The organism is Pedobacter panaciterrae, assembly GCF_013204795.1.
Classification (GTDB): domain Bacteria; phylum Bacteroidota; class Bacteroidia; order Sphingobacteriales; family Sphingobacteriaceae; genus Pedobacter; species Pedobacter panaciterrae.
Genome location: NZ_JABMKW010000004.1, coordinates 1 through 22,411, shown reverse-complemented (window position 1 = coordinate 22,411; position 22,411 = coordinate 1). Strand labels below are relative to the sequence as shown.

Sequence of the window (22,411 nt, the reverse complement as noted above, 5' to 3'; positions counted from 1 at the left end):
TTTAATCAAATATATTAATTTATCGATGTATTATAAAGCAGCCAATATGTCGTCAATCCTATTAAAATAAGTGTGGTTTTTTAAAATATTAACCTGCATTTTTTTGATCATTTCAATTCTCTCTTCTGGGTGCGAAATGTAATGATACGTTTTTTCAATAAAGTCGCCGCTGTCAGTAGCAATTACCAATTCATCATCATTAAAATATTTCCTGGCGAGCAAGTTATCGCAAATTTGGAATCCACCAAGCATAGTTGAAGTGAAAACACGTTCATTAAGTAATATTTTGTTTTTAATTTGGGCTTCCGTATGAACGTTCGGAGTGATAAATGAGCGGCTATACAATTGTCTGCTTTCAATCGTTTCAGGATTGATCATGTTATGTTCTGTATATTCCAAGTAGTTGTCGAATTCCTTTTTTAAAGGCTCTATAAATGACTTGTATGTTGTGAGGCGGTGACCAATATTGCCAACCCATAAAAAGTCATACTCTGGGGCTAATAAGGGTTCTGTGTATTTTGTTTTGTCTGCGCAATGAAGCAGTTGAATAACCTTTAAACCCAATTCTTTTTGATAGCCTGAAAAAAATCTTTCATTAATCAATTCGTCATGCTGAGACCAAATCAATATGTTGTGTTTTGAACTGTATTTACTTAAGACCTGTTTGGTTTTTTTAAGTATTGTGTCAATTTGTGGCTCATAATCACAAGGTGAATAGAAAGATCCCCAAAGGACAAGAGCTGTAGATTTGAGTCGATTTAAGGGTAAATAAGGAATATTATCTACTGAAGTGAATATAATATCAGGATTAAAAGAGATGAGCTTGAGCTTTTCTGCTGGCCAAAATGAATTTTGGAGCTTACTTATGTCAAAAAAGCTAAAGGAATCGCCACGATCTATAAAAGCATTTCTAAAACCATTAGCCACAGTTTTAGCCGCGTAACTCCATTTGTTGTTTGTTTGATAGATGTAAGCAATTTTTTTCATTAAATATATTCGGTTGAGATTTGGAAAAATACAGCTATAGGCTGATCCAGTTTTGTGGAAATGACATATGGATATCCGGATCGCTATGATTTACCCATTTTTTAGGACCTATGACAATCTTATCCGGGTTTGAATTAAGCCAGGCTGCCCACCAGCTAAAACTGCTATTGGCAATAATATTGTGCTTGCAGGCACTCATTAATTGCATATCAATGTAGCTAGACATTCCTTTATTCCATGAGATAAAGGTACAATTATCAAGATTTAGATTTTCTTTACACCAATAGATGTCATCGGAGAAAATAAAGAAACTTGGAGAAGTTAAATTGGATTGGATGTAACTGATCGCTTGTTTATAATACTCAGGGCCGCATAATCCACCAAGAAGTGGGTCTTTAAGATAGTCTCCTCGTCTGATGTGAATGGAAACGCTATTCTTGAGTTTAACCTGATCTAAGATCTGTTGGTTTTCCTTAGAAAGAGAGGATGTAAATTGGAAATCGTTTTTTATTTCACTGGCAATATCCTCGAAATATTTAAAATTTTGCCAGTATCCCCAGTAATACGCTGTTTTTGGATTATTCAGAATGGATTGATCAAATGAAAAGAGATTTTTTTCTTCTGTATAAGTATTTTTGAGACCCAGTATTCTCCTAAGTTTCTTATAAATCCATTTTTTATTGAAATATAAATTACTCGTAAATGATGAGATCTTGTTTATTTTTAAACCAAAGATATTCTCCAATTCAAACCCGTTATGGAGTGGGTAGTCATTATAACCTTGCAAATCTGCTTTAACATTTGGGAACTTACTTTCCAAAGACTTATACAGGGTATATTGAAACATTTGATTGCCCAAACCGCCTAGAAATCTGATAATTTTCATTGAATTGATTAATGTTTAGTAAACAGGGAATGTTTGGTACAAGTACTGCATATTTATGTAGACAATTGGCCTATTCCTTTAATTGAAAGTTTAAATGCTTTTCTAAGTTGACGGAAACTCACGTAAGACCATTTAAAAATATTCTTATTTAATAGTAACGGAAGCGCATTCATTTTAGCTTTTTTTATATAGATTATTTCAAACCAATAGTTAAACAACATCTTTTCAAAGGGTATTTCAGGATATTTATTTAAAGACCTGTTTGCTGCTTTTAATTTAGTGAATAAAGAAAGATAATCTGTGAAATTAGGAGCATTGTAATCCCATTCCAATATACTGAAAAATGCATCGGTTAATTTTTTGTCGGGATTTATTTGGAGCTTAGTTAGCTGTTTCTCTTTGATTGAACGTACTTTTATTCGACCAAGTTCCGATTGTATTATGGAAGTATTGCTGCCATGAATTCTGTATTTTACCAGAATTGAATCTAAGTTGCCTACAGGGTATTTGTCTGAAATTCGTATAAAAAGTTCATAATCCTCAGCCGGGGCATAGTCATTGTATCCGTTTAATTCTTTTAATACTGCAGTTTTATACATTACTGTTGAATTGATAAACGTATTTTGAAAGAGCAGTGTTATTTTTATTTTGTCGGGGTCTATAGGAACAGTAAATCGGTTATCAACCACTGGGGTGCCAACCTCGTCGATGACAGAACCATGTCCGCCGCATAGTGCGAAATCCGGATGTTCCAGAAAAAAGTTATATTGAAGTTCTAAGCGGTTATGTATCGCAACATCGTCACTATCTAATATAGCTATATACTCACCTCTCGCTTCATTTAGAGCTACATTCCTGGTATATGTTAAGCCTCGGTTTTTATCATTATGAATTAGCCTAATCCGGGGGTCTTTGAAATTGCCTATGATGTTTACCGTTTCATCAGTAGAACCATCATTCACGATCAATAATTCAAAGTTTTTAAAAGTTTGGTTCAAAATACTTTGAATTGACTCACTTATATAATTTGCTGCGTTGTAGGCAGCCATAAAAACTGTTATTCTTGGGTTCATGCTGAACAAATATAATGTTGATGAGCGAGAGAGATTAGGATTATGAGTGATAATTATATAAAAAGGATATTATTTAGGCACTACAGACAATTCCCTTCTGTAAGCTTCATCAAAATCACATTCATCAGAAAGTTGCTTTATAGTATTAAAAGCATTGTTACTAAAACTCTTCAAGAGCGGTCTGTTTTTGACAAAGACCTCAAGTTCTTTAACAAATAACATTGCAAGATCCTCTACATTATCGAGATTTTCCACCAAGATTCCATTTTCTTTTGTGATAGAAATATAATTTGAAAGTTCGCCAACGTTGGTTGATATTGGGACAACGCCCATATTCATCCCTTCAAAAATAACAAGCCCCCAGCTTTCTCTGTGTGAGGTAAGCAGTAATAAATGCGCTTCCTTATAATAGTTATTCAATATGTTTTTATCATGAACCTCTCCAATGACGTGTGAATTAGGAGGAACAACTGTTTCTCCTGCTTTAAAGTCACCTATAATTTTAAATTCAACAGGAAGATTTAACTGGTGGCAGATTTCTGCAATCCTGATCAGCACATTTGGCCTTTTCTCGGGACTGTTTCGGGCAACAAAAAGAACCTGCAATATGCCTTCATAATCTTTCACAGGAAAAAAACCATTAAAAGCAATTTTATTCTGAATGACCGTTAATCTTTCTAAATATTTATCTGGGATATTATTTAGTCGGTACAATTCTTTAAACTGTTGAATAAGTACCTTTCCTACCACTATCCTTTTGTTTATTCTAGGTACATGAGGGATGCTGTACCATTCTATTCCTTTGTCGTCATCTGTAAAATTATGCATAATATCTATTACCTGAACGTGAGGCTCCAAAAGAGGGATCAGGTCATACATAAATCTACTGCACCACCCAGAAACTACAGGGCTTTTTTGTGCATTTATAGTTCTAGCTAATTTTTTAAATAAGTGCTGTTTAAGTTCTTTTTTCTCAGCCCATCTGCCTAGTTCAATGACATCGGCTGCAGCCTCAAATTCTTCTTGGAACCCGTTAGTTATAGACCTGTCGGTAATAAAACAAAGTGGTTTAGGGCCATTAAAAAGATTCATTATATCCACATGGACACGTTCAGCACCTCCAAAAGACCAAGAGGGAAAGAAAAAGTAAATATTTCTCTTTTTTGAAAGTTGTGTTTTTATGTTAGAATATTTGGATAAAGCAGTAATGTTTTCTGCAAATCTTTTAATCTTTTTAAGCATAATAAATTCTTTTGGACTCTTGTTTTTATAGTAGTAGATGCTAAGATTCGTTTACCCATCCATGAGCTTTTTTATTTTGGAGGTAATGGAATCTGGAGTAATAATAGATGGTAGCAAATAGCTCAGAATCTTCCTTTGTTTTGATTTCCCTTTCTGCGAATAAAAAATGTACTTAATTGGAGTGATTAAAATTAACCGTATTCTATTAAATAGACCTAGCTTCCTTTTAGGGCCAAATTTTAATGCCAGGTAGTAGTCGTCCATAATTGCATTGGCATTACTAAAATTTTCATATAGTCTGCTTTTATAATTCAACGTCAGTCTTCCGGATGTGATGTAGTGTTTTAAAGATAAATTAGAATCGTAATAGAGTTGATATCCTTTAAGAACGATTCTTAAGCAATATTCCGTATCCTCTGCAGACAATATACTTTGGTCATTTTTATTTATTAAAACAGAAGGGAATGTCTTGTATGTATCCATGTAGAGTTGTGTTCTTGATGCTAATCCTGCACCCCAAAGTCTTGCTTTATCAGTGACATCTCCGGTTTTTTTAGCTTGTTTTCCTACGGCATAACCTTCTTTAACTTCATCAAACCATTCAGGAAAGGCAATTCCATCCTGAGATACGGCAATGGCCTGACCGCCAACAGCCCCAACTTTAGGATTCTTGTCTAAAATATTAAACGCGATATTCAGATAATCCTGGCTTAACCAATTGTCATCATCGCAAATTATAAAATATTCATATTTGGCATAGGTTATTCCTTTTTGAAAAGCGAATAGTTTGCCTGGCTTACTTTCGTGAATAACTTTTAAGGGAACATTTTGAATGTGGCATTGTCGCCATATTTCTGTTGCATGAGCAGATGTACCGTCTGTTGACGCATTGTCTACGAGGATGATTTCCCAGTTTAAGCTTTCTTGAACAGACTGAGCGGCAAGATGATTTAGTGTTTCTGAAAGCCTTGGTGCTCCATTATATGTGCAAATAATAACGGTAATGCCTTTTTTCATTGAATTTTATTCCTTCTTTTTGAATTAGCTAAATGTTTGTAATTCAATTAGCTTTTTATAGAGGCCATTATAGTTAATTAACTCCTGATGTGTTCCTGTCTCAATAATCTCTCCCTTATCAATAACAATTATAAGATCCGCACCATGTATTGTACTTAATCTGTGAGCAATTACAACTGAAGTACGATTTTCCATCAATTTGTTTAGTGCATCCTGAACAAGTTTTTCTGATTCTGTATCTAGAGCAGAGGTTGCTTCGTCAAGAAGCATAATAGGTGGGTTCGCTAAAACGGCCCTTGCTATGCATAAGCGCTGTTTTTGTCCGCCGGACAATTTGTTTCCCCTGTCACCAGTAAAAGTTTGATAACCATTTTCGGTTTGTAGAATGAACTCATGTGCGTTAGCAATTTTTGCTGCAGCGATTACTTCCTCTTCAGTTGCGTTTGGTTTGGCAAAGGCTATATTGTTAAATATGGAATCATTAAATAGGACAGATTCCTGGTTAACCATACCTAATTGGGAACGAATACTCTCGACAGTTAAATCTGCATAGTCAAGCCCATCAATTTTAATATGCCCTGATTTTGGATCATGAAACCTTGGTATTAGGTCCATAAGGGTACTTTTTCCACCACCTGAAGGTCCAACTAGTGCTATAGTTTTACCTTTTTCAATAGTAAGATTAATGTTCTTCAATACCTCTTTTGATTCATATGAAAATGAGACATTTTCAAAAACAAGAGAATTGTTGAACGAAGATATTTCTTTTGCATTCGGCTTATTGACCTGTTCTGGCTTAGTGTCAATTAAATCGAGAACACGTTCTCCGGCAGCTATTCCAGTATGGATTCCACTAAAGGAATCGGTAAGGGCTTTAGCCGGGCGCATTACTTGGGAAAATATAGCTATATACGCTATAAACTGACTTGTTGATAATGCCCCTGGCTGATGGCTTATAATTAGGCGGCCACCATACCAAACAATGAACGAGACCATTACTATACTTAAAAATTCAGACAAAGGGGAGCCAAGTTGTTGGCGTCTTACCATCTTACGGTTTATGTTGGAATAGAAAACATTTTCACTGTGGAACTTTTGTTTTATTCTCTCTGAGGCGTTAAATGCTTTGATGATCTTTATCCCGCCAAGGGCTTCGTCTAAAAAACCAATCATTTTTGCAAATGATTCATGAGCTTCTTTAGCCTGATGTTTTATTCTTTTTACAATTTTACTTATTACAAAAGCTGAAATTGGAATCACCAATAATGAAAATAAGGTCAGTTTTACAGAAATGGACAGGAGCACCAGAATATAAAAAATAAGGGTAAGAGGTTCTTTAAATACTACCTGTAGGGTGTTTGTGACTGTAAATTGTACGACTTGGACATCGGCAGAAACCTTTGATATTATGTCTCCTTTACGTTCATTGTTGAAATAACCAACATGTAAATTCATTACATTTTCAAACACCGTTTTCCGCAGGTTAAGCAGGGTGTGCACCCTTAAATCTTCCATGGTTCGTTGAGAGAAATATCTGAATACATTGGAAAGTAAAACAGAGATGACAATTATAACGCAGATATAGGTTAACGTTTTCTCCTGTCCGTTTGTGATTATTGAAGAATTTACAAACTCCTTAAATTGAGCTGTAATGTTAAACGCAGATGCAGCGTTATCGGCCAGGCCAGCACTTTTGGTAGGATTGTCAGATATTAAGGTTTCAAATAATGGGGCCAGCAGGGTGAGGTTCAGTACACTAAATATAACGGAAAGAACTGTAGTGATAACATAGGGTATAGCAAATTTTTCTATCGGTTTTGCAAAGGAAAGTAATCTGAAATAGATTTTCATCGAAATGTATTTATGTTTTATCTGTTAGGATAATTTCGTTATGTAAGACAAGTAATTAAAAAGCAAAGGTACACACTATTTAGTTTTATTAGTGAGCATTCATTATCTAGTCCGGATTTCTAATCTTCCGCTGGTATTGATAATAGCTGTAATTATTTGTGTTGCTATAATTGGTTTTAAAGGTGGATTTGTATTTTTCCTTTCAATATCAGCGGAGGCTGCATCTTTTATCATGTTCAAATATATTAAAATGACAGTGTAATATAAAACGGTGTATATTTGTATTTCATGTACCAAAGCACTTCAATTGACATAGTAATACCTTCTTTCAGGTTAGATGAGAATGTACTCTTAAATATTTTCAATGTTGAAAGGCCCGATGGGTTTTTAGTGAATTTTTACATTGTTGCCGATAATCCTTTGTTGGTTATACCGGAGGAAATTTTAAAATTAGCTGCTGAGAATAAAATCAACCTGATTAAAAATGAAATCAATCTGGGGTTTTCAAAAACCCGGAACAACGGGATTAGATTAGGCAACGGCAAATGGATTTTGTTGTTGGATGATGACATTTTGCCCTCAAAAAAGCTGTTGATAGCGTATGCAGAGGCGATTAAAAAGAATCGGGATTCAATTGGTTTTGCCGGAGTAACTAACTTCCCTCTACCCTTTAATGCTGCTACCCGTGCTATGGATATTAATGGGACAACTGGACATTTTAAAGCAGCTTTAGATAACAAACCTTTGGTGTGGGTGCCAACCGCAAATGTTATGTTAAATAGAGAAAAAATGGACATGACTTTGTTTAATGAAAAGCTGGATAAAGGGGGAGAGGATATAGAGTTTTTACTTAGGAATAGTTTATTGCATAAGGAAAAGTATACTCCTGTTCCCAATGCAGTTGTGGAGCACCCATGGTGGAATAATGGAGCTATTCAAACTGAAAGGATTTTTAGATATGGGCGTGGCGCAGCTGATATTGCTGCACTTGATACGATTAAACCTTATACCTATCATGATTTCCTGAATACCTCAGAACTCCTTGTTCTTTTATTGTTTTTTTTGCCTTTAATAATGTTTTTTTATTCCGTTAATGGAATGATTTTGTTGATATTCCTTATTCTTTTAGCGGAAATTTTAACCAACATCATCAAGGTCCTTTATCAATCAAAAACATTTTCACTTCCTGTGGCAATGAATCTTTTTTGGATTAAGAACTGTTACGAGGCGGGGTATATGTTTGAAAGTTTAGCAAAGGGCAGGCTCTCTGGTTTTGCCGAGCGGATTGAAATGGGATTTACTAAGGAAAACCCGAAATGGTTCAGATTAAATAAATGGAAGATTGTAAAAATGATCCTTCTGTTGGTACTGTTTTCTATAACTCGGTTATAATTCCATTTTTACAACGAATAATCTTTTTTCTGACAGCATTGAGGTATTTTTTGAAATTAACGTCCTCGTTATGCCTGGAATTTATTCGATGATAAAGGTGAAAGCAAACTGCTTTTAATTTTAATTGTCTTTGTCTGATTCCAAGGTTTGTTAACCTTGCAGCTAGTTCAATGTCTTCATGGCCCCAGCCTTCCAGGTCATTATTGTAACCATTTACTGCAATAAAATCGTGCTTCCAAAACGAGAAATTGCAGCCCCTTAGATTGTTAGATCGAAAATGATTGCCTTTAAAGAAGCCTGAAAAAATAGGCAAATAACTAGCATTTATTTTACTGCCTACCCCTTTGGTTAGAGAACTGATGCGAATGTTCTTGGTACTTATGATGGTGTTGGTTAAGTCTGCTGAAAGCATTGATCTGCTTCCCTTTATATAGTAACCATGCTGAGCTTCTTCTATATGATCGGCAATAAATTTTGGATGTAAAATAATATCGCCATCTATTTGTATTATGTAATTGCCAGATGCAGAAGAGATGGCTCTATTCATAATAATGGTTTTTCTGAAACCAAGATCTTCTTGCCACAGATGTTTAACGGGTACCTTTATTTGTTGCTTAAATTCTTCTATTGTTGCTTTTGTTCTGTCATCTGAACCATCATCAGCAATAATTATTTCATTTGGGAACACCCTTAAATTTAAAATGCTCTTAAAAACGAGCTCGAGTGCCTTTGGCCAATTATATGTTGATATAACAAGAGTTACAGAAATTTTGTTATTCATGCCTATAAATATTTGTCTATACCGGATTCACAATAAACTTTTTTAAGCGCTATAGTCTCCTTAAATAATATCTCGTTTTCTGCTAAAGAAGCTCTGGAATTTTCCTTATGATAGATATGAAATGCAACTGCGCCAAGCTTAAGGAACCGTTTTTGCAATCCTATATTTAACAATCGGGCAATAAACTCCTTGTCCTCCGGACCCCATCCAATAAAACTTTCATTATACCCATTTACCTTTATTGCATCAGAACGCCAGAACGCCATGTTGCATCCATGAATTTCATATAATTCGGCACCTTTGATTTTGTATTTTTTTTCGAAAAGAGGCCACAAAAAGGGAATACGAACGACACTGAAAAAATTAGCAATGTTTTTACTGAAGATGTTGATTTTGGAAATCTCCTTGCTGATTAGCTTAGCGGACAGTTCTTTATTAAGGTAACCGCGGCTTGCCCTTACAAAGGTGCCCGGCATCGCGAAGTTTATATGGTCTTCAATAAATTTTCTGTGAATAATGATATCTCCATCTATTTCGATAATATAATCGCTTTTTGCACCTGCAATAGCTTTATTTAAGATAAGGGTCTTCCTAAATCCGTGATCCTCCTGCCAAAAATGTAATACAGGAATCTTAAATAGCTTTTTGTATTTTTCAATTATTGTTTTAGTCTCCTCGGTTGATCCGTCATCAGCAATGAGGATTTCATCAGGCATTTTGGACTGCAGTAAAACACTGGACAGGACCAGATCCAATGCTGCAGGCCAATTGTAGGTAGAAATTAATAAAGCAGCCGTAATTTGTTTTTGCATTAGGTAGATTGGGATAAAGGCTCAAATTTACAACTTATGTGCCCTAATTTATAATTCAATGAAATTTGCTCCTTTCTTGTATAATATTGATGTGTGAATTTATTCGGGCTTTAATACGGTTGATGAGACCTGGAGTTTTTTCCAGTGATTGGATTTTTTTTCATACAAGAAAAACTTTGCCAGTTTGTACTTGTCTTTAAGATAGGGTGCATATTCAACTCCGAATGTTCTATGCGGGATATCCGGATCCTTTGACAAACAATCATTGATTGCAGCTGTGTATACGGTAGGTCCAGTCATCTTATGTACATCGTGTGGGAATTCGTTTTTTCTGATGTTCTCAAGCATCAGTTCCATCGTCCTTTGAAGGAAAGGGTGACCAGGTTCAAAAAACAATGCCCATTGTACATAACAAATAGGATTCTTTTCAGGAGATAATACTGCTACGTCATCTGGTCTGATAAATTGATCGAAATTCTGTTTAACATTGCAGTCAATATCTAAATATATTCCACCTTTTTTTAACAGGATTGCATACCTGAAAAAGTCTGCTTTTGCCGCACCGATATTAAGTTTTTGATATAGTTTAAATGTTTCATTATCAAATTCTTCTGAGAGGAATTTCTCGATCCTTTCATCGTCATAAAATTCATACTGGTAGTCGGGATTTCTTTTTAAGAATTTATAGATATGCCAACGCGTAATTAGAGGCAGGTTCTTTGATTTGAAAGTTTGATGTATGATTTTTGGTATTGACATTTTAGAATAAAAAAGATGTTAGGAATAAGACGTTAAATAATGAATAAATTCTATTTCTTTGTATCAAAGATAGTTTATTAATGGATACCAATTATCCCCTTTTAAAAGGAATTGAGCAGGGAAACTTTTTGGCTTTGGCAAGAGCCTTAACATTGGTTGAAAATGATATTGCTCCCTCTGCAGATATCTTGCGAATGCTTAATGTTAAATCAGCAGTTCCGATAATTGGAATTACTGGTCCCCCGGGTGCAGGAAAAAGTACCCTTGTAAACGCAATAACTGAACAGTTTGCTAAGCAGAATAAAAAAATAGCCATTCTGGCAGTTGACCCCACTTCTCCGTTTAATTTTGGTTCATTACTCGGGGATCGTATAAGAATGTCACAGCAGTTTAACAATCCTAATGTATATATCAGATCTGTTGCAACAAGGGGCGCATTGGGGGGAATCTCCGCAAAAACCATTGAAATGATTGATGTGATGCGGGCGGCTGATTTCGATATGATTATTGTAGAAACTGTTGGAGTTGGACAGTCTGAAATTGAAATTGCCGGACTTGCAGATAAAACAGTAGTTGTTTTAGTGCCGGAATCAGGAGATGAAATCCAGAGTATAAAGTCGGGAATAATGGAAATAGCTCAGGGGTTTGTTGTAAACAAAGCAGATCGGGAGGGAGCTGATGTGTTTACTAACACCTTGAAGAAGTTAGTTTTGCATCAAGAGATTCCAGTTTTTAAAACTGTTGCAGATAAAAAGGAGGGCATAGAGGAACTCTGCGAATGGTTGACAATTCCTGTTGAATCTGATGGAAAACAGAAGGCATGGTTACTAGCTGAAAAGGCATTTAAGATAATAGCGCACTATCGAATGAAAAATGTTGATAAAGTTAAACTTCATTCAGAACTTGTAAAAGCATTGAAAAGACCTGATTTTAACATTTATAAGTTTACCGATCAATGGATTTAGCTGATTTTGTCTTAAAAACAGGACTTTTCTGTATACAGGAATAGGACAATGTTTAAAAAATGTTAATTGTTTTTGACAACATATAACTTTTGTTTTACATACTGACGTTAGAATCTCTGATTATAAAAGCTATCGTAATGGCTGTTAACGCTGTTTTTGCGCTTTTTATGCAGTAATGAATTGAGGATTCATTTTTATTGATATTTTTTTAATGCAAAACATAAATACTATTCGTATTATGTTTGCATAATTGTCGGTATTTAATAAATTTGGAACAGAGTTTGTACAAGTGTTTTGAGAAATTAAAAATTTGTTTAATTTTGCTACACAAAAAAAACATACAATTAAAATTTGTTTAACCTTAAAAAAGAAAATTATGAATTATTCTACTTTAAAAAAGAGTCTAGCAGTTTCTTTTGTTGCGTTGATGGGAGTAACCTCTCTAGCTAACGCTCAAGATTCTACTGGAACTTCTTCTTCGGCCAAGGTATTTGGTGGAAGGGGTCAGTACAGATCTTGGTCTTTCGGAATCAACGGTGGTGTTTTATCTCCATTTGTTGCTATCGGTGGTACTAATGATTTCAATAAGATGGACGTTAACTTAGGTTACGGTATCTCACTAAGAAAACAATTAGGTCATGCATTTGGTATTGAAGGTAACATTTTCCGTGGAAAAGTATCTGGATCAAGCAAAAACGCTTCAGCTTCTCCTAAAGAATTTGAAACTGAAATTGGCTATTCTGCTGACATCAGAGGTGTTGTTAACGTTGCTACTGTTGACTTCTTACGTCGTGAGAACTCAGTTAACTTCTTCGTTACTGCTGGTTACGGTTTAATCGCTTATGCTCCTAAAGTTGATGGTATCGACTGGAAAGATAAAGCTATAGGTGATGTTAATGACAGACACGATGCTAAAACTTATGTTAAAGAAGCTTATATCCCAGTAGGTGCTGGTGTTAAATTCAAAGTTTCTGAGCGTGTATCATTTAACTTAGGTTATACTATGCACTTTATTGATGGAGATAACTTTGACGGAACTTATGCAAACGGTGCTTCTAACAAAGATAAATTCTCTTACGGATATGCTGGATTAGAATTCTCTCTAGGTTCTAAATCTAAACCGAACTTGGATTGGGTTAACCCACTTGCTTTAATGTATGATGAATTGAAAGATCCTTCATTACGTCAAGAAGTTGAAGCTTTAAAAGCTCGTGTTGCTAATGTTGAGCAAGCTGTTGAAGGCTTGAAAAAAGATTCTGATGGTGACGGTGTTTCTGATCAGTTTGACAAATGCCCAGGAACTCCTGCAGGTACTGCTGTTGATGGTTCAGGATGTCCTCTACCTAAAGTAACTGAAACTGCTCCTGCTAGCAACGTTACTGGTTTCGAAACTATCCAATTTGAATTTAACTCATCAGTTTTAAAAACTGAAGCTTACCCTACTTTAGATAAATTATCTTCAGTATTGCGTGAAAACGGTGGTAAAGTAGCTGTAAACGGTTACGCTTCAAGCGAAGGTACTGCTGCATACAATTTGAAATTATCTAAAGACAGAGCTAATTCTGTTAAAACTTACTTAGTTAACTCTGGTGTTAACGCTAGTCAAGTTGTAACTAAAGGTTTTGGCGAAGCTAATCCAATTGCTTCTAACGATACTGAAGAAGGTCGTATCCAAAATCGTCGTGTTGAAACAGCTAGAAACTAATACTTTCTAACAACAATACTTAAAAAAGGGTCCCAAATTTTGGGACCCTTTTTTTATTTGTAGGCCGATGCTATTTTAATAAATGCATCTATTCAAAATATTTTCAATTGCTTCCCAATTAAATTAATTCTGGTTTTATAATTGAGGGATAAAAGGTTGGTAAATTATTTAAGACTATTTTATCTAAGTTTGTAGTAAGATGTATTTTTTTAGAAAAAGAGACCCTAACAGGCCCACTAACATTAACATTAAAATAATGCATATTATTAATGCAACTGCTATTATTGTATTTGTTGCAGGCATTTTATGGAAATTAATTGATTGGATTTTATTGAAATGAATAGAATAATAAACACAAAAAATGCTCCGGCCCCTATTGGCCCTTATAGTCAGGCAGTAATAGCTAATGGCTTTTTATTTTTATCTGGGCAAATTGCAATAAACCCCGAGTCAGGAGAGGTTATACAATCTTCAATTGCAGAAGAAACACATCAGGTTATGAGAAACATTAAGGCTGTTTTACTAGAAGCTTCTTATAGTTTTGAGGATGTTGTTAAGACAACTATTTTTTTGTCAGATATGGCACTATTTGCCGAGGTAAATGAAATATATGGGTCGTTCTTTCATAAGAACTTTCCTGCCCGGGAAACAGTAGCAGTAAAAGGATTGCCAAAGGGAGTGAATGTGGAGATATCTATGACAGCTTATAAAGGATAGGTTTTGCCAAAATCTAATCTCAGGTATTTTTTTGCTGGTATTTTATCTTTTGCGATCTGGGGATTCTTTTCGATTCCACTAAGAAATCTTAAAGAATTTCCTTCTGAAGAGATTCTATATTATCGAATTTTTACTTCCCTGGTTTTTATTTGGATTGCCATTTTTATTTTCAGACGTAAGTATCTGAAGAGTGATATTGCTTACTTATCATCGGTAACTCCTAAGGAAAGGAAAATAGTGGTTGTGCAGATAGTGGCATCCACTATACTTTTAACCTCGAACTGGTATACCTACATTTATGCGGTAAATAATGTCAGTTTACAGTCTGCAGCATTTGCTTATATGGTTTGTCCGTTAATTACGGCATTTGGCGGCTTTATTCTTTTAAAAGAAGAGTTATCAAGATTAAAGCTCTTATCATTGGCAATAGCCTTATTTAGCATTATTCTGCTCGCTACCGGATCTTTTATTGAAGTGGCGTGGTCTGTTGTTATTGCAACTTTATATGCTTTCTATTTGATTATACAGCGCAAAATGAAAAATCTGGATAAGCTAAACGTTCTGGCAATCCAAATTGCACTGGCCGTACTATTGATGATGCCATTATATATAAGTAAACACGAATCTTTTCCAACTGATTTATGGTTTTGGGGAAACATTACGATAGTTGCAGTGGTATTTACTATTATTCCTTTATTTATGAGCCTATATGCTTTGATAGGAATCCCTTCATCAACTCTTGGAATAATTATTTATGTTAATCCGCTTATTGCGTTTGCCGTGGCTATTTTTTATTTTAATGAACATATTGATTCCCATAAGCTTTCGGCCTATTTGTTATTATTAGTTTCGGTTATTGTGTTTAATTGGAGCATAATAAAAGATATATTTACATTTAATAGAAAAAATATTTAAAGCCTTGTTTGTTTCTACATTAGATACGACTATAGAATTTCTTAAAGGCGTAGGGCCTAAACGTGCTGAACTTTTTCAAAAAGAGTTAGGTATTTTTACTTATGAAGATCTCTTGAATTTTTTTCCCTTCAGATATATTGACAGGACTAGGTTTTATAAGATTAATGAATTAGATCCTGAATTGCCGTATGTGCAAATACTTGGCAGGATAACCAGTAAGGAACAAATAGGCGAAAAACATAAGAAACGCCTTGTTGCCCGACTTACTGATGATACCGGCTCAATTGAACTGGTATGGTTTCAGAGTTTGAAGTGGGTTGATGAAAACGTTACTAAGGGCAAAGTTTATATTGTATTTGGGAAACCCACTGTGTTTAATGGTTCATTTAGTATTTCGCATCCCGACTTGGAGAACTACCCTAGACCAGCAACTATAACAGGTAATTTAAGGTTACAACCCGTATATCATTCTACTGAGAAACTAAAGAAGTTTTTTCTGGATAGTAAGGGGATCCAAAAACTACAGACCTTATTAATTGAACAAAACCTTAAGGAAATAGTAGAAACCATTCCTTCCCATATTCTGGAAAAATATCAAATGGCTGGCAGGAAAGAAGCATTGCTAAATATTCATTTTCCTAAAGACGTTAAGTCGCTGAAATCTGCTGAGCGGAGATTAAAATTTGAAGAGCTGTTTTTTATTCAACTTCAATTATTGCATAATAAGCAGCTACGGGAAATGAGATTTAAAGGTCATTCATTTGATATAGTGGGAGAAAGAATAAATACTTTTTATAAAGAGATTCTGCCATTTGAATTAACAAATGCACAGAAACGGGTGATAAAGGAGATTAGGCTTGATACGCAGAGAGGAATTCAGATGAATCGACTCGTACAGGGAGATGTAGGCAGTGGAAAAACAGTTGTTGCGCTTATGAGTATGCTGCTTGCAAGTGATAATGGTTATCAGGCCTGTATGATGGCTCCTACAGAGATATTAGCACGTCAGCATTATCAATCTATTGTAGATCTGTTAAAGGATCGGTTAGTGAAAGTTGCTATTCTTACAGGCAGCAGCACAAAGAAGCAAAGAACACAACTTCATAGTGAGCTTGAAGCTGGTGAGATTGATATTCTGGTTGGTACCCACGCATTGATTGAGGATAAGGTTGTGTTTAAGAATTTGGGACTTGTGGTAATTGATGAACAACACCGGTTTGGTGTTGAACAACGAGCAAAGCTTTGGAGAAAAAACCTTACCCCTCCTCATATCCTGGTAATGACGGCAACGCCAATTCCCCGTACGTTGGCTATGACATTGTATGGGGATCTCGATGTGTCTATTATTGACGAATTACCTGTTGGAAGAAAGCCAATTGAAACAAGACATCTTTATGAAGGGCAGCGCCTAAGGATGTTTGGGTTTATGAAGGAAGAGATTAAGAAGGGTCGCCAGGTTTATATTGTATATCCTTTGATAAAGGAGAGTGAGAAGTTAGATCTTTTACATCTTGAGGCAGGGATTGAGCAACTTAGCTATCACTTTCCTTTACCCGATTATCAAATTAGCATAGTGCATGGAAAGATGAGTAACGCAGACAAGCAATTTGAAATGCAGCGCTTCATTGATCACAAAACACAAATCATGGTAGCCACAACAGTTATAGAGGTTGGTGTAAATGTGCCTAATGCTTCGGTAATGGTTATTGAAAATGCGGAACGATTTGGGCTTTCACAGTTACATCAGTTGCGTGGAAGAGTAGGTAGAGGGGCAGAGCAGTCCTTTTGTATTCTAATGTCGGGGAATAAGTTAAGTCCGGATGGTAAGCTGCGTTTAGAAACCATGGTAAAAACAAATAACGGATTTGAGATTTCGGAAATAGATTTACAGCTAAGAGGGCCGGGAGATATTTCCGGAACACAGCAAAGTGGTGTACTGGAGCTCAAGCTTGCTGATCTTGCTAAAGATCAGCAGATACTACAAGAAGCACGTAATACTGTAATTGAAACCCTTTCTACGGATCCTAATCTGGAAAATCCTCAAAATAGTCTCCTAAGAACTTACCTCTCTAAAAGAAGCAGAGGGATAGCATTTGATAAAATATCTTAATCCTCATCACTTCCAGGTAGTGATCCTGAACCTGAATAAGCACCTTTACGTATAATAGGTGTTTTAAGATATTTGTAAAGTTCATCAAGATGCAGTAAGCTCCCGTTTGTAAGATTACCCAGAAATATAATAACAATGTTTTTCTGAACATCACGCACATAAATATGTCTGAATCCATGCCACCATCCTGTGTGATATACTACTTTACGGCCGTTATCTCCGTCAAATATTCGCCATCCATACCCGTAATTAAAGTGCCCGTTGATAGCTTTGTTGTGACCTGTATAGGCGGAATCAAGACTTGCTTTTTTTAGTAGCCTGCCATTTTTTAAAGCTTTGTCATATAGGACCAAATCATGCAGTGTACTATAGATCCCTTTATCACCTACGGGGCCATCCAGAAAATTTTGCGCTACAGAGTATCTCCAAGAACGGTCATGTCCCACAACATCTACTGGTATTTTCGGATAAACAGTGGTTGAATAAACATGAGTATGCTTCATTCCAGCCGGTTTAAAAATGTTCTCCATCATGTAGTCGGAATATGGCTTACCTGTTACTTTCTCTATAATTGCTGCCAGAACCATATAGTTGGAGTTGTTATAGTGAAATCGATTATCCGGTTTGGTATACGGATTTGGTTTTTTCTCTGCAATAACCTGCATCACTTCCTGGTTGGACACTCCTTTTTTCATGTCGCGTTTTTCTTTGCGCCATATGTCATCGATGAAATACACATAGTTCATCATTCCACTACGGTGTGAAAGGAGGAGCTTTACTTTGATTCCATCGTATGGAAAGTTAGGGTAAAACTTTTTTACATCATCATTTAAAGAAAGTTTGCCTTGTTCGACCAATTGCATGATAGCTGTACCGGTAAAAGTTTTAGTTACCGAAGCTAGTTCGAATTCAGAGCTTATCTTTAAGCTATCACGATGAAGATAATCGGCCCAACCAATTGCTTTTTCATAAAGGATTTTCCCATCCTTTGCAACGAGCATATTTCCATTAAAACCATATTTTTTATGAAGGTTCTGTACAAAATCAGCTATCCATTTATCACCTTTTGCAGGGTCATATGCTAAAAGTACACTATCGGCCTTATCATCTTCAACAGTACGCTCTTTACTGGGCTCTTGTAATGTTGTGCTTTTTCTCGAATTTGAACAGGCAATAAATAAAAAGGCGGCCATTGAGGCCACTGCTAGAATATTACGATAACTCATGAATTGTGTGTACAGTTTAAAAGCCCGAAAATTAAGGAATAATAATGCTTTTAACGTAAAAGAGTTTTAAACATTGCAGGTTTTATTTTATTTGCGATTTTTTTTGAAGTTGTATTAAACATCTGACACTAAAGGGCTCTTTAAAAATTTTAAAAACCTTAAATTTGTAAACATAAAACTTAGAATACTATGAATTTTAGAATCGAACACGATACGATGGGTGAAGTACAAGTGCCTGCTGATAAATATTGGGGTGCTCAAACTGAACGTTCAAGAAATAACTTTAAGATTGGTCCTGAGGCCTCCATGCCAAAGGAAGTCATACATGCATTTGGTTATTTGAAAAAAGCTGCTGCCTTAGCCAATACTGAACTTGGTGTTTTAACAAAGGAGAAGGCTGAATTAATTGCAAAAGCGTGCGATGAAGTTGTAGCAGGTGGTTTAGATGATCAGTTTCCGTTAGTAATATGGCAAACGGGTTCAGGTACTCAAAGTAATATGAATGCCAATGAGGTAATCGCAAATCGTGCTCACGTTTTAAATGGCGGATTATTGGGTGATGATAAAAAGGTGCTTCATCCGAATGATGATGTAAATAAATCTCAGTCATCAAACGATACTTATCCTACAGCTATGCACATTGCCGCTTATAAACAAGCAGTAGAAATTACCATACCTGGATTAGAGAAATTGCGTAACACTTTACATAAAAAGACAATTGAATTTAATGATATCGTTAAAACAGGACGTACTCATTTTATGGATGCCACTCCTTTAACATTGGGTCAGGAGTTTTCCGGTTATGTTCAGCAAATAGACAACAGTGTCAGAGCGATAAAAAATGCTTTGGTAATGATTAGTGAACTAGCTTTAGGTGGAACGGCTGTTGGGACTGGTTTAAATACACCTAAGGGATATGACGTTCTTGTTGCTAAGAAAATTGCAGAATTAACAGGACTTCCTTTTGTAACTGCACCCAATAAATTTGAGGCATTAGCGGCTCACGATGCCATGGTTGAACTTTCTGCTGCTTACAAACGCACTGCTGTTTCTTTAATGAAGATTGCAAATGACGTAAGGATGCTAAGTTCTGGCCCCCGTTGTGGAATAGGTGAAATCATCATTCCAGATAACGAACCGGGATCATCTATTATGCCGGGTAAAGTTAATCCGACACAACCCGAAGCTATGACTATGGTGTGTGCTCAGGTAATGGGTAATGATGTTACAGTAGGTATCGGTGGAAGTAATGGCCATTTTGAGTTGAATGTTTTTAAACCTGTTATTGCTGCTAACGTTTTGCAATCAGGAAGGCTAATTGGTGATGCCTGTGTTTCATTTAATGATAAATGTGCGGAAGGAATTTTACCCAATTTACCGGAAATTAAGAAACATTTGCAAAATTCTTTGATGCTGGTTACTGCTTTGAATCCTCATGTTGGATATGAAAATGCTGCCAAGATTGCAAAAAAAGCACATAAAGAGAATAAAACCTTACGCGAAGCTTCCATAGAACTGGGCTTGCTTACCGGAGAGCAATTTGATGAGTGGGTTCGTCCGGAGGATATGGTAGGTAGCTTAAAATAGGGCATGACTAAATACCTATATACGTGGAGATTATTGTTTTCTGTGTTATTGTATTTATGCTTACTCTTCTCTTGTAGGAGAATGCCCAATGTACAAGGAGAAGGATCGCCAATTTTACAGGGGATTTGGAATCAAGATAGTATCCTAAACGCAGATCAATTACTGAATTATACACAATATAAATTCAAATTCACCTGTGATTCATTTTATGTAGACTTGGTTACCAATTCTAAAGTGAATTACTATGCTGATTCCTGTTTCAATAATGGAGTGTGGAAAGAATACGCTAAGGGAGTTTATCAGGTTAGAGCTGACAGTGTTTTTTTGACAGGTACTTTCACGAAGTCTAATTATAAACAGAAGATTTCGGGATGTTACCAGATAGGACAATATATCAAAACCTTCAAAATTAAATTGGCAGACACAAGTAGGTTATTGCTTGAGGGTACTGATAATCAAAGAGAGGTTGATTTAAAGCTAGTAGAAAAAATAATTTGTACTCCGCAGAGCTTATAGAATAAATGCTGAGGAATTAAATTAGATAAAGATGAAAAGAGTAGGTAAGGTTTTTAGGATAATTATAGTTTTTGCTATAACTGCTTATATGCCATTAAGCGCAGGAGCCTGGGGAATGCTTGGCCATAGAATAGTAGGGCAGATAGCAGAAAGCCATTTAAGTAAGAGAGCAAAAAAAGGGATTAAAGGAGTGTTAGGTTATGAAAGCTTAGCTATGGCAAGTAACTGGGGCGATTTTATTAAATCGGATCCTTCCTATAATTATCTCTATAACTGGCATTTTGTAAACCTGCCTGGAGGATTGGATAAGCAAGGTGTATTTGACTTTTTAGATAAAGATACTGCTGCCAACGTATACAATAAAGTTCCAGAAATGATTTCTGTTTTGAAAAACAAACAGAGCACACCAGATCAGAAAAAACTTGCCATGCGCTTGTTAGTACATCTTGTTGGTGATTTAAATCAACCGATGCATACCGCCCGTAAAGAAGATTTAGGGGGTAACAGAGTTTTTGTTACCTGGTTTGGCGAGAAGTCCAATTTACATAGAGTATGGGACGAATCATTAATAGCGTATCAGGAGTTGAGTTACACAGAATATGCGAATGCTATTAATTATCCTAATGATGAACAATTGAGAGTTTGGAGAGACAGCTCTCTTAAAGATTTTGTATATGGATCTTACATGGCATGCAATAAAATTTACGAGAACACAAAACCTGAAGATAAGCTGAGTTATAAATACAACTTTGACTTTGTTAATCTGTTGAATGAGCAACTGCTAAAAGGAGGGGTTTGTTTGGCAAATATTCTTAATGATATTTATAAATAATGAAGATTCTAATGGTTTGCCTTGGTAACATTTGTCGCTCGCCATTGGCAGAGGGAGTTATGAGGCATTTGATTAATGAAGAAGGATTAGACTGGGAGGTTGCTTCGGCAGGAACAGGTGACTGGCATGTAAATCAGCCTGCTGATAAAAGGAGTATCGCTATTGCGAAAAACTTTGGGTATGATATTTCTACACAAAGGGCAAAACATTTCAATAAAAGCATGTTTAACGAATTCGACAGCATCCTTGTTATGGATAGAAATAACTTAAAGGACGTTCAGCGATTGGCAACAAGTGAAGAACAACGTAAAAAAGTAAAGTTGTTTTTAACTGACGAAAACGAAGTAACAGATCCATATTTCGACAATAATCTTTTTGAACCGGTGTTTTTAGAGATAGAGGCAAGATGTAAGGAATTGATTGAGGAGCTTAAGCGACGTATGTAAACCGATGCGTATTATGGAATCACCAAAATTATTTATGTTACTACTGGGCTGTACCCCTCCGGGCAGATATACGGAACAACATGATGTTTTCTTTACAGTAGGTAATTCATTAAAAGATATTAAAGAAGAAATTATTGCTTTTTGGCCGGAGGCAAATGGTAAAATACATATTGATGCCTGGCGAGAGGTAACAGAAGTTGATGGGTATCAGGTAAAAGTTGTAAGCAAAAAAGATGAACCTACTGCTGATAAACTTTTCTTTTTAAATTTAGGTGGTTATAAAAAAGGGGATTTCGACGAGCTTCACTATAAAATGCTAACTGTTTCTGATGAGAAGGCCACAGCTATTAAAAAGGCAAAAGAAACAGCTTTTTATAAACACGCTGGATTTGAAGGGGCTACATCACATATTGATGATAAGTATGGTGTAGATGTTGATGATGTGTTTGAAATTGAAGATATACTTCCAGCTAGCATTAAAAAAGATTATAAGTTAAAAATCAGTTTGGCAGTGGATACCCCAAAAGATGAAATACATTTAGGTTATCTTATACTAAGTAAGTTATAAGGAAATAAAAAAGGCCAGGAGATT

22 protein-coding genes are annotated in these 22,411 nt (G+C 35.6%); 12 read left to right on the top strand and 10 right to left on the bottom strand.

Going from position 1 to position 22,411, the window contains the following annotated elements; genetic code table 11:
* Positions 1 to 30 precede the first annotated feature (30 nt).
* From HQN86_RS01025 to HQN86_RS01000, 6 genes are all read right to left on the bottom strand, one after another.
* Positions 31 to 987, bottom strand: coding sequence for a glycosyltransferase family protein (locus tag HQN86_RS01025; RefSeq protein WP_172659203.1), 957 nt, complete (start codon positions 985 to 987; stop codon positions 31 to 33).
* Between the two features lie 34 nt (positions 988 to 1,021).
* Positions 1,022 to 1,873, bottom strand: coding sequence for an alpha-1,2-fucosyltransferase (locus HQN86_RS01020; protein WP_172659202.1), 852 nt, complete (start codon positions 1,871 to 1,873; stop codon positions 1,022 to 1,024).
* 53 nt (positions 1,874 to 1,926) lie between these two features.
* Positions 1,927 to 2,946 (bottom strand): glycosyltransferase family 2 protein, encoded by a 1,020-nt coding sequence (locus tag HQN86_RS01015; protein ID WP_172659201.1) that lies wholly within the window; start codon positions 2,944 to 2,946, stop codon positions 1,927 to 1,929.
* A 69-nt stretch (positions 2,947 to 3,015) separates the two neighbouring features.
* Positions 3,016 to 4,188 (bottom strand): glycosyltransferase family 4 protein, encoded by a 1,173-nt coding sequence (locus HQN86_RS01010; RefSeq protein WP_172659200.1) that lies wholly within the window; start codon positions 4,186 to 4,188, stop codon positions 3,016 to 3,018.
* Positions 4,189 to 4,239: 51 nt separating this feature from the next.
* Positions 4,240 to 5,205 carry a glycosyltransferase gene (locus tag HQN86_RS01005; protein ID WP_172659199.1) on the bottom strand — a complete coding sequence of 322 codons (966 nt, stop codon included), beginning with the start codon at positions 5,203 to 5,205 and terminating at the stop codon, positions 4,240 to 4,242.
* Positions 5,206 to 5,229: 24 nt separating this feature from the next.
* Entirely contained in the window at positions 5,230 to 7,056 is a 1,827-nt protein-coding gene (locus HQN86_RS01000; protein ID WP_172659198.1) for an ABC transporter ATP-binding protein, read from the bottom strand.
* A 288-nt stretch (positions 7,057 to 7,344) separates the two neighbouring features.
* Here HQN86_RS01000 and HQN86_RS00995 point away from each other — a divergent pair, with 288 nt between their 5' ends.
* On the top strand, positions 7,345 to 8,448 hold the full coding sequence (locus HQN86_RS00995) for a glycosyltransferase family 2 protein (RefSeq protein ID WP_172659197.1): 1,104 nt from the start codon (positions 7,345 to 7,347) through the stop codon (positions 8,446 to 8,448).
* On the opposite strand, the gene HQN86_RS00990 is transcribed toward HQN86_RS00995, so the two are convergent.
* The 3 genes from HQN86_RS00990 to HQN86_RS00980 form a co-directional block, all read right to left on the bottom strand.
* A complete protein-coding gene (locus HQN86_RS00990; protein ID WP_172659196.1) occupies positions 8,432 to 9,229 on the bottom strand; it encodes a glycosyltransferase family 2 protein in 798 nt (265 codons plus the stop codon). The two genes, HQN86_RS00995 and HQN86_RS00990, sit on opposite strands and share 17 nt — an antisense overlap.
* A gap of 2 nt (positions 9,230 to 9,231) precedes the next feature.
* Positions 9,232 to 10,041, bottom strand: a complete 810-nt coding sequence (locus tag HQN86_RS00985; protein ID WP_172659195.1) for a glycosyltransferase family 2 protein — start codon at positions 10,039 to 10,041, stop codon at positions 9,232 to 9,234.
* 99 nt (positions 10,042 to 10,140) lie between these two features.
* Positions 10,141 to 10,800 carry a glycosyltransferase family 32 protein gene (locus HQN86_RS00980; RefSeq protein WP_172659194.1) on the bottom strand — a complete coding sequence of 220 codons (660 nt, stop codon included), beginning with the start codon at positions 10,798 to 10,800 and terminating at the stop codon, positions 10,141 to 10,143.
* Positions 10,801 to 10,880: 80 nt separating this feature from the next.
* On the opposite strand from HQN86_RS00980, the gene meaB reads away from it, so the two are divergent.
* The 6 genes from meaB (at position 10,881) to recG (ending at position 17,212) form a co-directional block, all read left to right on the top strand.
* Positions 10,881 to 11,765 carry a methylmalonyl Co-A mutase-associated GTPase MeaB gene (meaB, locus tag HQN86_RS00975; protein WP_172659193.1) on the top strand — a complete coding sequence of 295 codons (885 nt, stop codon included), beginning with the start codon at positions 10,881 to 10,883 and terminating at the stop codon, positions 11,763 to 11,765.
* Between the two features lie 376 nt (positions 11,766 to 12,141).
* Positions 12,142 to 13,470: an OmpA family protein gene (locus HQN86_RS00970; protein ID WP_172659192.1), complete on the top strand. Its 1,329-nt coding sequence runs from the start codon at positions 12,142 to 12,144 to the stop codon at positions 13,468 to 13,470.
* Between the two features lie 199 nt (positions 13,471 to 13,669).
* Entirely contained in the window at positions 13,670 to 13,810 is a 141-nt protein-coding gene (locus HQN86_RS27025) for a DUF6728 family protein (RefSeq protein WP_317171623.1), read from the top strand.
* The gene (locus HQN86_RS00965) at positions 13,807 to 14,187 is read left to right on the top strand and encodes a RidA family protein (RefSeq protein WP_172659191.1); all 381 of its coding nucleotides are present in this window, start codon (positions 13,807 to 13,809) and stop codon (positions 14,185 to 14,187) included. Before HQN86_RS27025 ends, HQN86_RS00965 begins: the two co-directional genes overlap by 4 nt.
* A gap of 3 nt (positions 14,188 to 14,190) precedes the next feature.
* Positions 14,191 to 15,102, top strand: a complete 912-nt coding sequence (locus tag HQN86_RS00960; RefSeq protein WP_172659190.1) for an EamA family transporter — start codon at positions 14,191 to 14,193, stop codon at positions 15,100 to 15,102.
* Positions 15,103 to 15,106: 4 nt separating this feature from the next.
* Positions 15,107 to 17,212, top strand: coding sequence for an ATP-dependent DNA helicase RecG (gene recG / locus HQN86_RS00955; protein ID WP_172659189.1), 2,106 nt, complete (start codon positions 15,107 to 15,109; stop codon positions 17,210 to 17,212).
* Here the strand turns inward: recG and HQN86_RS00950 are convergent.
* Positions 17,209 to 18,438: a serine hydrolase domain-containing protein gene (locus HQN86_RS00950; RefSeq protein ID WP_172659188.1), complete on the bottom strand. Its 1,230-nt coding sequence runs from the start codon at positions 18,436 to 18,438 to the stop codon at positions 17,209 to 17,211. The genes recG and HQN86_RS00950 overlap by 4 nt on opposite strands.
* 189 nt (positions 18,439 to 18,627) lie before the next feature.
* On the opposite strand from HQN86_RS00950, the gene fumC reads away from it, so the two are divergent.
* The 5 genes from fumC to HQN86_RS00925 are packed head-to-tail and all read left to right on the top strand — an operon-like array spanning position 18,628 to position 22,387.
* Positions 18,628 to 20,025 carry a class II fumarate hydratase gene (fumC, locus tag HQN86_RS00945; RefSeq protein ID WP_172659187.1) on the top strand — a complete coding sequence of 466 codons (1,398 nt, stop codon included), beginning with the start codon at positions 18,628 to 18,630 and terminating at the stop codon, positions 20,023 to 20,025.
* A gap of 3 nt (positions 20,026 to 20,028) precedes the next feature.
* On the top strand, positions 20,029 to 20,541 hold the full coding sequence (locus HQN86_RS00940; protein ID WP_172659186.1) for a fumarate hydratase: 513 nt from the start codon (positions 20,029 to 20,031) through the stop codon (positions 20,539 to 20,541).
* A 31-nt stretch (positions 20,542 to 20,572) separates the two neighbouring features.
* On the top strand, positions 20,573 to 21,373 hold the full coding sequence (locus HQN86_RS00935) for a S1/P1 nuclease (protein ID WP_172659185.1): 801 nt from the start codon (positions 20,573 to 20,575) through the stop codon (positions 21,371 to 21,373).
* Entirely contained in the window at positions 21,373 to 21,819 is a 447-nt protein-coding gene (locus tag HQN86_RS00930) for a low molecular weight protein-tyrosine-phosphatase (protein ID WP_172659184.1), read from the top strand. The genes HQN86_RS00935 and HQN86_RS00930 overlap by 1 nt, the downstream gene beginning before the upstream one ends.
* A gap of 13 nt (positions 21,820 to 21,832) precedes the next feature.
* Positions 21,833 to 22,387: a DUF1543 domain-containing protein gene (locus tag HQN86_RS00925; protein WP_172659183.1), complete on the top strand. Its 555-nt coding sequence runs from the start codon at positions 21,833 to 21,835 to the stop codon at positions 22,385 to 22,387.
* Positions 22,388 to 22,411: the final 24 nt, after the last annotated feature.

Bases quoted from the DNA above. Each gene is read 5' to 3' on its own strand.
- HQN86_RS01025 (WP_172659203.1), bottom strand. From the start codon at position 987: ATGAAAAAAATTGCTTACATCTATCAAACAAACAACAAATGGAGTTAC.
- HQN86_RS01020 (WP_172659202.1), bottom strand. From the start codon at position 1,873: ATGAAAATTATCAGATTTCTAGGCGGTTTGGGCAATCAAATGTTTCAA.
- HQN86_RS01015 (WP_172659201.1), bottom strand. From the start codon at position 2,946: ATGAACCCAAGAATAACAGTTTTTATGGCTGCCTACAACGCAGCAAAT.
- HQN86_RS01010 (WP_172659200.1), bottom strand. From the start codon at position 4,188: ATGCTTAAAAAGATTAAAAGATTTGCAGAAAACATTACTGCTTTATCC.
- HQN86_RS01005 (WP_172659199.1), bottom strand. From the start codon at position 5,205: ATGAAAAAAGGCATTACCGTTATTATTTGCACATATAATGGAGCACCA.
- HQN86_RS01000 (WP_172659198.1), bottom strand. From the start codon at position 7,056: ATGAAAATCTATTTCAGATTACTTTCCTTTGCAAAACCGATAGAAAAA.
- HQN86_RS00995 (WP_172659197.1), top strand. From the start codon at position 7,345: ATGTACCAAAGCACTTCAATTGACATAGTAATACCTTCTTTCAGGTTA.
- HQN86_RS00990 (WP_172659196.1), bottom strand. From the start codon at position 9,229: ATGAATAACAAAATTTCTGTAACTCTTGTTATATCAACATATAATTGG.
- HQN86_RS00985 (WP_172659195.1), bottom strand. From the start codon at position 10,041: ATGCAAAAACAAATTACGGCTGCTTTATTAATTTCTACCTACAATTGG.
- HQN86_RS00980 (WP_172659194.1), bottom strand. From the start codon at position 10,800: ATGTCAATACCAAAAATCATACATCAAACTTTCAAATCAAAGAACCTG.
- meaB (WP_172659193.1), top strand. From the start codon at position 10,881: ATGGATACCAATTATCCCCTTTTAAAAGGAATTGAGCAGGGAAACTTT.
- HQN86_RS00970 (WP_172659192.1), top strand. From the start codon at position 12,142: ATGAATTATTCTACTTTAAAAAAGAGTCTAGCAGTTTCTTTTGTTGCG.
- HQN86_RS27025 (WP_317171623.1), top strand. From the start codon at position 13,670: ATGTATTTTTTTAGAAAAAGAGACCCTAACAGGCCCACTAACATTAAC.
- HQN86_RS00965 (WP_172659191.1), top strand. From the start codon at position 13,807: ATGAATAGAATAATAAACACAAAAAATGCTCCGGCCCCTATTGGCCCT.
- HQN86_RS00950 (WP_172659188.1), bottom strand. From the start codon at position 18,438: ATGAGTTATCGTAATATTCTAGCAGTGGCCTCAATGGCCGCCTTTTTA.
- fumC (WP_172659187.1), top strand. From the start codon at position 18,628: ATGAATTTTAGAATCGAACACGATACGATGGGTGAAGTACAAGTGCCT.
- HQN86_RS00940 (WP_172659186.1), top strand. From the start codon at position 20,029: ATGACTAAATACCTATATACGTGGAGATTATTGTTTTCTGTGTTATTG.
- HQN86_RS00935 (WP_172659185.1), top strand. From the start codon at position 20,573: ATGAAAAGAGTAGGTAAGGTTTTTAGGATAATTATAGTTTTTGCTATA.
- HQN86_RS00930 (WP_172659184.1), top strand. From the start codon at position 21,373: ATGAAGATTCTAATGGTTTGCCTTGGTAACATTTGTCGCTCGCCATTG.
- HQN86_RS00925 (WP_172659183.1), top strand. From the start codon at position 21,833: ATGGAATCACCAAAATTATTTATGTTACTACTGGGCTGTACCCCTCCG.